The organism is Rhodococcus sp. FG69 (genome assembly GCF_057808915.1).
Genome location: NZ_JBMDIX010000003.1, coordinates 1 through 13400, shown reverse-complemented (window position 1 = coordinate 13400; position 13400 = coordinate 1). Strand labels below are relative to the sequence as shown.

At 64.2% G+C, this 13400-nt stretch carries 11 protein-coding genes; 2 read left to right on the top strand and 9 right to left on the bottom strand.

The window, feature by feature from the left end; translation table 11 throughout:
- Positions 1-17 precede the first annotated feature (17 nt).
- Positions 18-1325, top strand: coding sequence for a phenylacetate--CoA ligase PaaK (gene paaK, locus ACODSO_RS03725; RefSeq protein ID WP_489035131.1), 1308 nt, complete (start codon positions 18-20; stop codon positions 1323-1325).
- Positions 1326-1336: 11 nt separating this feature from the next.
- Positions 1337-2242, top strand: a complete 906-nt coding sequence (locus ACODSO_RS03720; protein ID WP_489035130.1) for an AraC-like ligand-binding domain-containing protein — start codon at positions 1337-1339, stop codon at positions 2240-2242.
- Between the two features lie 22 nt (positions 2243-2264).
- Here ACODSO_RS03720 and styD read toward each other — a convergent pair whose 3' ends face one another.
- The 9 genes from styD to pdhA all read right to left on the bottom strand — a co-directional run bounded on the left by styD (position 2265) and on the right by pdhA (position 13316).
- On the bottom strand, positions 2265-3746 hold the full coding sequence (gene styD / locus ACODSO_RS03715; protein ID WP_489035129.1) for a phenylacetaldehyde dehydrogenase StyD: 1482 nt from the start codon (positions 3744-3746) through the stop codon (positions 2265-2267).
- Positions 3747-3759: 13 nt separating this feature from the next.
- Positions 3760-4872, bottom strand: coding sequence for an NDMA-dependent alcohol dehydrogenase (locus ACODSO_RS03710; RefSeq protein WP_489035127.1), 1113 nt, complete (start codon positions 4870-4872; stop codon positions 3760-3762).
- A 162-nt stretch (positions 4873-5034) separates the two neighbouring features.
- Complete coding sequence (locus tag ACODSO_RS03705) at positions 5035-6618, bottom strand: SulP family inorganic anion transporter (protein ID WP_489035126.1); 1584 nt, start codon at positions 6616-6618, stop codon at positions 5035-5037.
- Between the two features lies 1 nt (position 6619).
- Entirely contained in the window at positions 6620-7330 is a 711-nt protein-coding gene (locus ACODSO_RS03700) for a cysteine hydrolase family protein (protein WP_489035124.1), read from the bottom strand.
- Positions 7327-9111, bottom strand: a complete 1785-nt coding sequence (atzF, locus tag ACODSO_RS03695) for an allophanate hydrolase (RefSeq protein ID WP_489035123.1) — start codon at positions 9109-9111, stop codon at positions 7327-7329. The genes ACODSO_RS03700 and atzF overlap by 4 nt, the downstream gene beginning before the upstream one ends.
- A gap of 57 nt (positions 9112-9168) precedes the next feature.
- Positions 9169-9843 carry a GntR family transcriptional regulator gene (locus ACODSO_RS03690; protein WP_068375012.1) on the bottom strand — a complete coding sequence of 225 codons (675 nt, stop codon included), beginning with the start codon at positions 9841-9843 and terminating at the stop codon, positions 9169-9171.
- A gap of 94 nt (positions 9844-9937) precedes the next feature.
- Complete coding sequence (locus ACODSO_RS03685) at positions 9938-11176, bottom strand: dihydrolipoamide acetyltransferase family protein (protein ID WP_489035121.1); 1239 nt, start codon at positions 11174-11176, stop codon at positions 9938-9940.
- Positions 11173-12213: an alpha-ketoacid dehydrogenase subunit beta gene (locus ACODSO_RS03680; RefSeq protein WP_489035119.1), complete on the bottom strand. Its 1041-nt coding sequence runs from the start codon at positions 12211-12213 to the stop codon at positions 11173-11175. The genes ACODSO_RS03685 and ACODSO_RS03680 overlap by 4 nt, the downstream gene beginning before the upstream one ends.
- Positions 12210-13316 carry a pyruvate dehydrogenase (acetyl-transferring) E1 component subunit alpha gene (pdhA, locus tag ACODSO_RS03675; RefSeq protein WP_489035118.1) on the bottom strand — a complete coding sequence of 369 codons (1107 nt, stop codon included), beginning with the start codon at positions 13314-13316 and terminating at the stop codon, positions 12210-12212. Before pdhA ends, ACODSO_RS03680 begins: the two co-directional genes overlap by 4 nt.
- Positions 13317-13400 lie beyond the last annotated feature (84 nt).

The window sequence follows — 13400 nt, the reverse complement described above, 5'->3', positions numbered from 1 at the left end:
ACCACAAGAGAGCAACCATGACCAGTGTGCTGTCCACCCCCACCGACACACCCGACATCGAATTCGCGTCGCGCGATCGTATTTCGGCACTCCAGCTCGAACGCCTCCAATGGTCGCTGAAGCACGCGTACGACAACGTGCCGCACTACCGAAAAGCGTTCGACGACGCCGGGGTTCATCCAACCGACCTGAAAGATCTCTCGGATCTGGCCAAGTTCCCGTTCACCGCGAAGAAGGATCTTCGCGAGAACTACCCGTTCGGGATGTTCGCGGTGCCCCAGGACAAGGTCTCCCGTATCCATGCGTCCTCGGGCACCACGGGGAGGCCGACCGTCGTCGGCTACACCGCGAACGACATCAGCAACTGGGCCGATCTGATCGCCCGCAGCCTCCGCGCGGCTGGCGTGAAGCCTTCCGACAAGGTGCATGTCGCCTACGGATACGGGTTGTTCACCGGTGGGCTCGGTGCGCACTACGGTGCAGAGCGATTGGGCTGCACCGTCATCCCGATGTCCGGTGGCATGACCGAACGCCAGATCCAGCTCATCGAGGACTTCGAGCCCGACGCGATCATGGTCACACCGTCGTACATGCTCACGATCGTCGACGCGATGATCAAGAAGGGCATCGACCCGTCGAAGACGTCGCTGAAGACCGGGGTGTTCGGTGCCGAGCCGTGGACCGAGGAGATGCGCAAGGAAATCGAGAAGACCCTCGACATGGATGCCGTCGACATCTACGGCCTGTCGGAGGTCATGGGGCCCGGCGTCGCAATGGAATGCGTCGAAACCAAGGACGGACTGCACATCTGGGAGGATCATTTCTACCCGGAGGTCATCGACCCGGTGACCGGCGAAGTTCTTCCCGACGGCGAGGAGGGTGAGTTGGTCTTCACCTCGCTGTCGAAAGAAGCGATGCCCATCATCCGCTACCGAACGCGTGACCTGACGCGACTGCTTCCGGGAACCGCTCGCACGATGCGTCGTATGCAGAAGGTCACCGGCCGCACCGACGACATGATCATCCTGCGTGGGGTGAATCTGTTCCCGACGCAAATCGAAGAGCTGATTCTGACGGTTCCCGCGCTGGCTCCCCAGTTTCAGTGCGTGCTCGCCCGGCCCGGCCGGATGGATTCGTTGACGGTACTCGTCGAGGCTCGTCCGGGCGCCTCACCGGAGGTCCATCCCGTTGCAGCAGCAACATTGAAGAAGCTGGTCAAGGACCGTATCGGGGTCAGCGTGCAGGTCGACGTCGTGGCGCCTGCCGCACTCGAACGTTCCATCGGCAAAGCGCGACGCTTGATCGACAATCGACCGCACACGTGAGGTGACCTGAGGTGGCAGAGGACTTCGAGCATTGGCGCGAATCCGTTTCGACGGCGTTCGTGCCGCTCGACGCCGTCTCCACCGGGTCGTCGTTGTTCGAAGGCGGGCTGCGCTCCTCGACGCTCGGCGCTTTGCAATTGAGCGAGGTGGCCGGGTGCGAAGTAGATGTTCGACGCACGCGCGCGACAATCAAACGCGCCGACCCTGGCCTCGTCAAGGTCGGCCTTCAGGTCACCGGACACGGAGTCGTCACCCAACGCGACCGCCAGGCAGTTCTCGCTCCGGGTGACTTCGCCGTCTACGACACCAGCGAACCGTACGACCTCCACTTCGGTGAGGCGTTCTCGATGTTCGTCGTCATGCTTCCGCGCGACACGCTGCGTATCGGCTCGCAGGAATTGTCGACTGTGACAGCCCGGCGCTTTCACGGCAGCCAGGGCGTCGGCGCGTCCGTGTCCCCGTTCCTCGCCGGGCTACGAAAGAACCTGGTCGAGAACGACCTACCCGTCACCCCGATGTTCGCCGACGCGGTTCTCGAGCTGCTGTGCGCAGCGCTGGACGAGGAAGCGCCGCGTCGAACAGCAGGGTCGACGTTGCTCATCGAGGCGGAGTCGCTCATCGAGGCTCATCTGGGTGATCCGACGCTGTCCACGGCTTCCCTCGCCGGACGCCTCCATGTCTCCACACGGTACCTGCAGCGGCTGTTCGAATCGGACGGGCGGACCGTGGCCGGCTGGATCAGATCCAGGCGCCTCGACCGATGCCACCGCGACCTCGGGGATTCGCGGTTGCTCTCGGAGAGCATCGGTGCGATCGCAGCCCGTCACGGTCTAGTGGATTCCTCGTCGTTCTCCAAGCAGTTCAAGGACACGTACGGTCTGTCGCCGCGCGCCTATCGCGCCACCCGTGCGTCCTAGCGTGCACGGGTGGCGAACCTTGTCAAAGAACTATCGTGACGACCTTCTCCTCGGTGTTGGCCTCGATGCCTGCCCAGCCGAGTTCGCGGCCGGTGCCGCTGGTCTTCATACCGCCCCACGGGAGTGCGGGATCGATGGCTGCCCATCCGTTGACCCACACGGCCCCGGAGCGGACCTGCGCCGCCAGTAAGTGCGCGCGTGAGACGTCACGTGTCCAGATACTCGCTGCCAGTCCGTAATCCGTCGCGTTGGCGATGGTGATCGCCTCTTCGGGAGTGTCGAACGGGATGACAGTACCGACGGGACCGAAAATCTCCTCCTGGGCGATCTTCATGTCGTTGTGCGCGTCGGCGAAGATCGTCGGCTCGACGAAGAAGCCGTCACGATCGGGACGTCCGCCACCGGCCGCGACGCGTGCGCCACCGTCGCGCCCGGCCTGGATGTATCCGAGAACCGAATCGCGCTGCTTGGCGTTGACCAGAGCGCCCATCGTCGTCGCCGGGTCGAACGGATCGCCGAGCACCTGCGCCGACGCTGCAGCCGACAGCCCGTCGACCACCTTCGAGTACAACGAACGATGAACCAGCACACGAGTTCCCGCCGCGCACACCTGCCCCTGGTTGAAGAACAACCCCATCGCGGTGCCGTTGATCGCCGCCTCCAGGTCGGCGTCCTCGAGGATGATCTGCGGCGACTTGCCGCCGAGCTCGAGAGTGGTGCGCTTGAACGTATCGGCTGCCTTCTTGGCGATCAGTCGACCGACGCGCGGGCTTCCGGTGAAGCTGACCTTGTCCACGTCCGGATGTCCGACGAGGGCGTCGCCCGTGATCTCACCCAGTCCCGGAACGACATTGACGACGCCTGCGGGAACACCTGCCTCCTCGATCAGCCGCGCGAGGTGCAGTATCGACAGCGGCGCGTCCTCCGGCGGCTTCACCACCAGGGTGTTCCCCGCTGCCAACGCGGGAGCCAACTTCCATGCCGCGATCATCAGCGGGGTGTTCCACGGGATGATTGCGCCGATGACACCGACCGGCTCGCGAACGGTGTACGAGTGCGTCGGCTGTCCGAAATACCCGGCCGTCGGAATGGTCGCGCCCTGGATCTTGTCGGCCCAACCCGCAAAGTGCCGGAAAGTTGCTGCCGCATTGGGGATATCGAGCATCGCGGGCTGACCCACCGGCTTGCCGATGTCGTGGGCCTCCAGACGGGCAAGCAGGTCACCGTCGCGTTCGATGAGGTCGGCCACGCGATTGAGAAGCTTTCCGCGGGTGACGCCGGGCGTCGATCCCCATTCGCCACCGAGCTGAGCGCGTGCCGCGCGAACCGCCGCATCGACGTCCTGCGCCGTTGCCGAGGCGATGTCGACGAGCGGCTGTCCGGTCGTAGGGTTCAGATCGGTGAACGTGCCGCCGTCCGATGCGCCACGCCACTGGCCGGCGACGAAAAGCTGCGTTGCGGTGTTCTGGGGCAGAGACGTCGTTGCCTCGTGTACTGCAGTCATTTCTCGGGCCTTTCTAGTACAGGATCAAGCCGCGGACGTTCTCGGCGTTGCGCATGGCCTCGTAGCCGTCGTTCACCTGATCGAGTGTGTATGTGCGCGTGATCATCTCGTCGAGCTTCAGCTGGCCCTCCATGTACAGGCGCAACAGGTGCGGGATGTCGAAGCGGATGTTGGCGTTGCCGAACCAGGCGCCCTTGAGGGTCTTGCGCATAGCCGTGAGATCGAACAGGGACAGCGACACATCGGTCGCGGTGATGTCGCCGACGGAGACGTTGACGCAGGTCCCACCCTTCGCGACCAGACTCATCGCCGGTGCGATGATGGCGCCGCTCGCCACGTCGATAGTGATGAGCACCTTGTCAGCGAGTGCGCCCCATGTCAGATCATTGACCAGAGGTAGCGCCTCGTCGATCGAGGCCGCGGTGTGCGTTGCCCCGAAGATCTTGGCCTGCTCGCGTTTGAACGGCGACGGATCCACCACCACGACGTGGCGGGCACCGGCGAGCGCCGCGCCCTGAACAGCGCCACATCCGACGCCGCCCATGCCGAGGATCACGACGGTTTCCCCTGCGGACACTCCCGCGGCGTACACGGCGGAGCCCCATCCGGTGGTGACACCGCAGCCGACCAACGCGGCCTTGTCGAGAGGGATGTCGTCGGTGATCTTGACGCACGAGGCCTCGTTGACGACGGTGTGTGGCGCGAATGTGCCGAGTAGGCATTGGATTCCGGCGTCCTGGCCACGCACGTGATGACGGGCGGTGCCGTCGGAAACCTGGTAGCCCTCGAGCAGATGCGCGCCGAGATCACAAATACTGGACTGGCCGTTCGCGCAGGCCCGGCAGCGTCCGCAGGCAGGAATGAACCCGAGAGCCACATGGTCACCGACTGCGACCGAGTTGACGCCTGGACCGATCTCGGTCACGACACCGGCGCCCTCGTGACCCCCGATGAACGGGAGCAGGCCGACCGGAACGCTGCCGTCGCGCACATGCTCGTCCGAGTGACACAGCCCTGACGCTGCCAACTCGACCTTCACCTCACCGTACTTCGGGGCGTCGAGAACGAGGTCCTCGATTTCCCAGGGCTGGCCGGCTTCCCACAGAACTGCTGCTTGCAATGTCACGTCTGACCTTCTTTCGAGTGTGTCCTAGGTCATAGCTTGACCCGTGACGCCCTCGAAAGACTTGTCGCTGAGCGCACAGTAGTTGTCCGTATGCGCACACGGCGATATCGACCAGAAGGCCGGCCTCCCCGTTGACGGGCAGGCCGGCTCGTGGTGAAAGGACTATTCGACGATCGCCGGCTCGTCGTCCTCTACCACTTCGGGTTTGGTCTTGGCCGACGGCAGCTGCGAGTACGCGAGGCACACAATGCCGAAGAACAGATATCCCAGTGCTACTTGTGGATTCGCAGCCCATCCGACTTCATGGGAGTGAATGAGTCCGATCCAGCACAGCACTGCTCCGACGCCGCTGGCGGTTGCCGCGGCGAGGAATCGTTTGTCCAGAATGAACGTGACGATCGTGCCGAGCACCAGACCGGCGAGCACAGCTCCTTCGCCGAAGGTCCTCAACCCGTCGTATACGACGCCGGCCTGCCCGAGGGCTTCGTTGCCGACTTCCGACGCGGAAGTTCCTGCCGCACTGAGTGCGTTGTCGATCAGCCCGACCGCCCATTCGGCAAGGTTCGGCAACAGTGCGACGACGACAGCGATCGCGTGCAGTCGCGGGACCGCCTGGAATGCCTGGGCGCCGATCAACAGACCGATGTACAGCAGGATCGGCACGATCGCAGGTATCGGTAGCAGCGTGGCAAGCAGTCCGAAAAGCCCGAGGAAGCACATCAGCCCGATCGCTATGCCGGATGCCAGGGAGTACCCGCTGCGGCCGCCCGCGTCCTTCCATCCCGGGTGGCCGATGTAGACGGCGGGAGGGAACGGAGAACCGAAGGCCGAGCCGATGACTGCACCCAAACCGTCAGCCAGCAGCACACTGCGTAGGTTGTAGTTGTCCCCTGCGGCAGAGGCGCTTTCGACGTTGCTCATCGCCTCGGTGAAGTTGTAGACCCCGAGGGGAATAGCGGTCGCGAGCAGCGGCGCCAGGTTCCCGAGCCCGTCGAGAAGCAGATCCACACGCAGATCCGGTAGGCCGAGCGCGATGTTGCTGGCTGCCTCGGTCACATCGGGTACGGACATGTACCCGCCGATCCATCCGATCGCGGTACCCACCAGCAGTGCAGCGAGACCGACAGGGATGTTGCCCGGAAGCTTCACGTCGGTGAAGAATCCGACGAGTATGATTGCGAGAACCGGCAATCCGATCCAGGCCGCATCCCACATCTGCGCGGCGGGCCGCATCGCGATGAAGGTGATAGAGATTCCGGCGAGAGTGCCGAGCATCGCCGCCCGAGGGGTGATCTTACGAATGTAGGGCCCGACGAATGCACCGATCATGACGATGATGCCGATCATGAACGCCCACGCCAAACCGGCGGCCCACGCCTGCAACGCATCCCCGGTACTGAGGTACACCGGCAGCATCACCACGAACACCACGATGAACATGTGCGGCACACTCGGGCCGTAGGGCAGCGCGGTGACGTCGGTTCGGTTCTCGCGCTTGGCCAGTCGACGCGCGAGGATCATGTAGTACAGGTTGCCGAGCACCAGCGCCACGCCGAGTGCAGGTAGCAACGTACCGAGCACGTCGTCGCCGGGTATGCCGACTACCGCAATACTCAGAGTCGTCAGGGTCAGTACGTTCACGAGGATGTTGAACCCGAGGCCGAAGAAGGCGTTGGTGTCCCCTCGCGTCCACCACGGCAGGACGAAAGAGCTCGGCGCGGTCGAATCCTTCACTTCGGTAGTCATGTCAGATCCTGTTCGTGTGGAGGGCAGGTGATGGAGTGAGCTGACGTAGTGCGGCGATGACGTCGTCCGACGGCGATGTCCAGCCGAAGATTCCGCCCTGCGCTGCGATCATGTCGAGGCCGACCCGCTGAAACTCCGGGAAATACGAACCGACACAGTCGGATACGACGAGGCACTCGTAGCCTCGATCGTTGGCTTCGCGAACGGTGGTGTGCACGCACACCTCGGTGGTGACGCCTGTGACGAGGAGTGTCGTGATGCCCGCGTCTTCGAGGACTTCGGTCAGTTCCGTGGCGTAGAAGGCGCCCTTGCCCGGCTTGTCGATGACGGTTTCGCCGTCGATCGGCGCGAGCTCGTCTACGATGTCGTGCCCGTACTCGCCTCGGATCAAGATGCGCCCGAACTCACCAGGATCTCCGATGCGCTGCGACGGCATGCCTCGGTTCAGTTTGGCGGGAGGGCAGTCGGAGAGGTCGGGCAAGTGTCCCTCCCGGGTGTGGATCACCGGGACGCCGCTCTCCCGCGCCGCCGCGATGAGCGCAGCCAAGGGCTCGATGACGCTGCGGAGCATGTTCACGTCGTTGCCGAGACTCTCTCCGAAACCTCCTGGCAGCAGGAAGTCTCGCTGCATGTCGATGACGAGAAGCGCCGTCTTTCCGGCGGGGACGGTGAACGGCGTCGGTGACGCACCCGATACATACGATTCGCTCATGAGACCTCCTGTGCTGTCGGTGTACTGATCGCCTGGGAGTACGCGCGCCAGCCGCCGAACTCGCTGATGTCTTCGACGGGAGAGTCCGCCGCCCCGGTCTGAACTGCGACGTCGCAGACATAGCCGAGAGCGGACGATCCGTCGGCCAGATGCACCCGTCCCAGAGCGAGCACAGCCGGCATTCTGCCCGCGAGTACAGCCAGAGCGGCGGCGGGCAGGCGCCACCGCTCCACGTCCTGTGCAGTGCCACCGGCCCGAACGCGCATCAGACCGGGTGTCGGGTCGTCCGCGCCGATGCGCAGCAACCGGTAGGTCGGCGCGGTGGAGGTGGCCTCGGCCAGAACGCCGCCCAGCTCGATCAGCTGACTGTTGGCACGTTCGCCGGCCAGGTGATGCCCGGCGACGATGATGTCGACGGTGTCCCCGCCTGCTGCGGGGCGCGGTTCTCCCAGTAACCGGGCCGCGACCGCCAGCACGATATCGTCGGACAGCGCCGGTCCGACCACCATCAGACTGAACGGACGGCCATCGGCGGTGAGCCCGGCGGGGACAGCGACGGCGCTGAGATCCAGCAGGTTTCCGAAGTGGGTGTAGTGCCCCAGCTTGGTGTTGCACCCGATGGGATCGGCCTGGACTTCGGGAACGGTGAACGTGGTTCCGATCGTCGGGACGATCATCACGTCCATCGAATCCCACATTCCCGACACCTCACTGCGCAGCTCCTGCAAGTGCTGCAACGCCCGAAACGCGTCGACCGCGGTGTACTTTCGGCCGCCGAGAAAGATCTCCCGAACCACGGGCACGATCGCATCCGGGCGCTCGTCGAGGAAGGTGTCGAACTCGACGAGTCGCTCCGCAACCCAGGGCCCCTGATAGAGCAGTGATCCGGCGTCGAGAAACGGCTCGAGTGACACGGCGGTCGTGGTGAATCCTCTGCTGTTCAGTCCTTCTCGCGCGGCGACATGAGCCTGGGCCATGGCGTCGTCGCCGAAGAAGTCGAGTTGGCTCGGATCGGGCAGCCCGATCCGGAGGTCGCGGCCGTCGTACTTCGGCCCTCGACCTCGGGACCAGCCGTCACGCGGATCGATGCCGCTGATGACGTCGAAGACCAGATCGAGGTCCGCGACGGACGCGGCCATCAACGTGATGCAGTCGAGTGATTTGCAGGCAGGTACGAGGCCGACGGTGCTGATCAGTCCGCGTGAGGGTTTGTATCCGACAATCCCGTTGAGTGCAGCGGGAACTCGACCGGACCCCGCGGTGTCGGTGGCGACGCAGAACGGAACCTGTCCGAGTGCGACCGCCAATGCCGATCCGGAACTCGATCCGCCCGAGATCATGTCGTTGCCGTACACGCTTCTCGGGATCGTGTGGGGCGTGCGCGTTCCGTTGAGGCCGGTCGCGAACTGGTCGAGACTGGTCTTGCCGACGAACAGGGCGCCCGCGTCGAGCAGAGCTTGCACTGCGGGCGCCGTCGACTCTGCGATGTAGCCGTACTCGGGGCAGGCGAGCGTCGTCGGGAAGCCTGCGACGTCGATGCTGTCCTTGACGCCGAACGGGATTCCGTAGAGCGGCAGCTCCACGGCTCCGGGGCGCGCTTCCAGTTCGGCGGCCGCGCGTAGTAGATCGTCTCGTCCCAGCACAGTGATCCAGGTGCCATCGTCGCCGCGTGATTCGATGGCGTCGGCGAGGCTGCCGACGGTGTCCGTCGGGGTCGCCGTGTCATCTCGGTACGACGCGAGAAGCTCGGAGATGCTCGGGCCTGCTACTGGACCAGTCATACCGTCGATTGTCGACAGTTTTGTGTTACTGCAGGTAGATAGCGTGTTTCGACTCTGTTAGCAAATACTCTCGAGGTGTAGGTAAGTCAGCTCGCCGTGTTCTTTCAGTGCAGCCGACGCCGTCGCCGGATCGTTGGACTCCACTGCCTCCAGCAGCACTGCGTGGCGTCGGATGCCGTCGACCGGCCGGGCCAAACGCGCTTCTTCACGCAGGTTGCGCGCCATCGGCAGCTGCAGCTTGAGCAGGATGGGCGCGTACGCGAGATCGAGCTGATGGCTCCCCGCCAGTGCGACGATCGCCTCGTGGAAGCGTCGATGCGCGTCGTCTTTCTCGAGCGATTCGCCGCGCGCATCTGCGTCGCGCATGTCGTCGAGGGCCGCACGTACGGTGACGAACGGATCCCCGTGTGCAGAATCGAGCGGGAGGGCACGCCTGATCGCGTGCTGTTCGAGAACCTGTCGGAGCTCGAACAGCTGGAGAATATCGGCCGAGGACCACACGGTCACCCGGAACCCCCGACGCGGCAGGTGCTCGACCAGACCCTGCTGCGCCAGCAGTCTCAGTGCCTCACGTACCGGTGCCCGGCTGATGCCCAAACGCGCGCACAGGGTCTCTTCGACCACGCGGGACCCGGGTTCGAGCGCGCCACTGAGCACCTCGGATCGGACCTGCCGGGTGGCCATCTCGACGAGACTCAGCGGCAACGCAGCCTTGTTCGTCGGTGAGGTCATGTCGGCCAGTGTACGAACACGACGGGGAGCAGTGGAGGAATGCTCCGTTTCGGCCGCGTCGGATGCGTAAGTGTTCGACCTACTGGCGCTCCGCTCACGCGAGTGCCACCAAGTTCAGCGGGTCCGACAACAGCGACGCTATATCGGACAGGAATCGAGAACCTTGTTCGCCGTCGACGAGTCGATGATCGAACGACAGGCTCAGAGTCGTCATCGAACGCAGCGCGATCTCGCCCTCGAACTCCCAGGGTTGTCGACGAATCGCCCCGAAGCACAGGATCGCAGCCTCGCCCGGGTTCAGGATGGGCGTTCCCGAATCGACACCGAACACGCCGACATTGGTGATCGTGATCGTCCCGTCGGCCAAGTCTTCCTGGCCCGTGTTTCCGTCCTTGGCCGTCGCGGTCAGTACGTTCAACGCGTGCGCGAGATCCTTCAACCCGAGCTTGTGCGCATTCTTGATGTTCGGGACCATCAGCCCCCTCGGAGTCGCGGCAGCAATACCGAGATTCACGTAGCCCTTGGTCACGATCTCCTGGTTCTTCTCGTCCCACTCCGAGTTCAGGCTGGGGTTTGCCCGCAGCGCAACCAGCAGCGCTTTGGCCACCAGTGCGAGCGGTGTCAGTCGAATATCGCGGAAGTGCTCGGTAGCGCGCAACTTCTCCAGCAGTTCGACACTCGGCGTCACGTCGACGGTGATGAACTCGGTGACGTGGGGGGCTGTGAACGCACTCGACACCATCGCTGCGGCCGTGTGCTTGCGGACGCCTTTGATCGGGGTGCGTGTCTCGTTCTTGTCTTCGACAGGCGCGACCGGTGGCTCCTCGACGCGGCTCAGGAACGCAGCAATGTCCGCGCGTGTCACCTCGCCGTGAGCGCCCGACGCAGGTACCTCGGCGAGGTCGATCCCTTCCCGCTTGGCGACGAACCTGACCGGAGGCGACGCCAGCGGCCTCGAACTCTGCACTGCTACCGAAGCATCGGAAGCTGCTGTTGCAGTTCGGTTCCCGCGGCGGCTGGCCCCCTCGCCCACAACGCCGTACCCGACGAGCACGGGGACACGCTCTGCGGCATCTGATTCATCCGCGGTATCGGATTCGTCGGCGATGTCGATGATCGCGGTGCCGACCTCGACGGTCGCGCCTTCCTCCGCATGCAAGGCGGTGACCGTGCCCGCATAGGGAGACGGCAATTCGATGGAGGCTTTTGCGGTCTCGACCTCGGCGATGACCTGGTTCAGTTCCACGGTATCCCCGACCTTGACGAGCCAGGTGATCAATTCCGCCTCGGTAAGGCCTTCCCCTAGGTCGGGTAGCCGAAAGCTCTTGGTCATACCCGACAACTCCTGTCCACCGCGTCGAGGATCCGGTCGGCGTCCGGGAGGAAGTACTCCTCCAGCTTTGCCGGTGGGTACGGGATGGTGAATCCGCCGACACGCTGCACCGGGGCTTCGAGGCTGTAGAAACACTGGTCCTGAACGCGCGCAGCGATTTCAGCGCCGATCCCCATGAACGTTGCCGCCTCGTGCGTGACGACGAGGCGTCCGGTCTTACGCACCGACGCCGCGATGGTGTCCATGTCCAATGGCGACAGCGACCTCAGATCGATCACCTCGAGTGAACGCCCCTCCCCTGCCGCGACGTCGGCAGCCTGCAGCGCCGTCGCGACGAGCGGCCCGTATGCGACGACGGTGGCGTCGGTTCCCGCGCGCACGACACGTGCCTTGTGCAGCGGGTACGCGCCGTCGATCGAAGCAGTGACGTCGACCTCGCCCTTCTGCCAGTAGCGTCGTTTCGGTTCGAAGAACAGAACCGGATCGTCGGACGCGATCGCCTGCCGCAGCATCACGTTGGCGTCGGCGGCGTTGCTGCAACTGACCACTCGAAGTCCTGCAGTCTGTGCGAAGTACCCTTCGGGCGACTCCGAGTGATGCTCGACGGCACCGATTCCGCCGCCATACGGAACACGAATGGTGATGGGCATCTTGACGCTTCCACCGGTGCGGTAGTGCAGTTTGGCCACCTGCGAGACGATCTGGTCGAACGCCGGGTAGATGAAGCCGTCGAACTGTATTTCGACCACCGGCCGGTATCCGCGGAAAGCGAGTCCGACTGCGGTGCCGACGATTCCGGACTCAGCCAGTGGGGTGTCGATGACGCGGGTGGGCCCGAAGTCCTTCTGCAACCCGTCGGTGATGCGAAAGACACCACCCAGTTTGCCGATGTCCTCGCCGAGTAGTACGACCTTGGCGTCATCTTCCATCGCCCGCCGTAGCCCTGCGTTGAGAGCCTTGCCGAGCGGGAGCGTCACGGGGGCAGCAAGTGCCGCAGCGGCGGCCAGTGTCGCAGCGGCGGCAAGTGTGGCGGTCATGGCTTTTCGGCTCCTTCGAATCCGGCGAGATACGCGGCATATGCCTCGCGCTCTTCCGTAATCAGGGGATGCGGATCGGCGTAGACATTGTCGAACAGCGACATCGGGCCCGGCTCCACGGTGCCGAGGCATCCTCGACGCAGGTCTGCTGCGGTGGCGTCGGCACGTTCCTCGACGCGTTCACGGAAGGACTCGTCCATGGCACCCTCACGTTCGAGAAGCCGTTCGATACGGTCGATCGGGTCCTTGCGCCGCCATTCCTCGTCGAGGGCGGCGGGACGGTACCGCGACGGGTCGTCGGACGTGGTGTGCGGTCCCATCCGGTATGTGACGGCTTCGACGAGTGTGGGTCCGCTGCCTTCGCGTGCCCTCACCAGTGCAGTTCTGGTGGCGGCGAGTACGGCAAGAACGTCGTTTCCGTCCACTCGCATTGCTGGAACTCCGAAACCCCGACCGCGCTCGGCGATCGTGATGTGAGTCTGCACCGTCACCGGTTCGGAGATCGCCCATTGGTTGTTCTGACAGAAGAACACCACCGGCGCTCCGAAGCTCGCCGCAAATCCGAAGGCCTCCGAGATGTCTCCCTGACTCGTCGCACCGTCGCCGAAGTAGGTGATGACGGCGCCCTCGGCTCCGTCGAACTTCATGCCGAGTCCATATCCCGTGGCGTGCAGAGCCTGGGAGCCGACGATGATGGCTGGCGTCGTCATGTTGTATTCGTATGGATTCCAACCGGATTGCGTCGATCCCCGCCAGAACCGGAGCATCTGCGTCGGGTCGACCCCGCGGCAGTACGCGACGCCGTGCTCCCGGTAGCTGGCGAAGACGAAATCGTCGTGCTCGAGCGCTCTGGCAGAACCGACCTGCGCGGCCTCCTGGCCCAGCAGCGGCGCCCAGAGTCCGAGTTCACCCTGGCGCTGCAGTGCGGTCGCTTCGGCGTCGATGCGACGCACCACGACCAAATCCTCGTACAGGTCGCGCAACTGCTCGGCGGCGATGTCATCGACTAGCTCGCTGTACATGGTCGGCTCGGTACGCACACCTTCCGGTGTGACGATCTGGATGAGCGTGTCCTCGACCGTTGCGGAATAGGCGGTGCCCATGTCGACCTCCGTACAGGCTGCACTGTTACCTAGTAGTACTTTGTTAGGTTGGGAATCTGTGGTGGCAGTGCGGGCAGGTTCCGA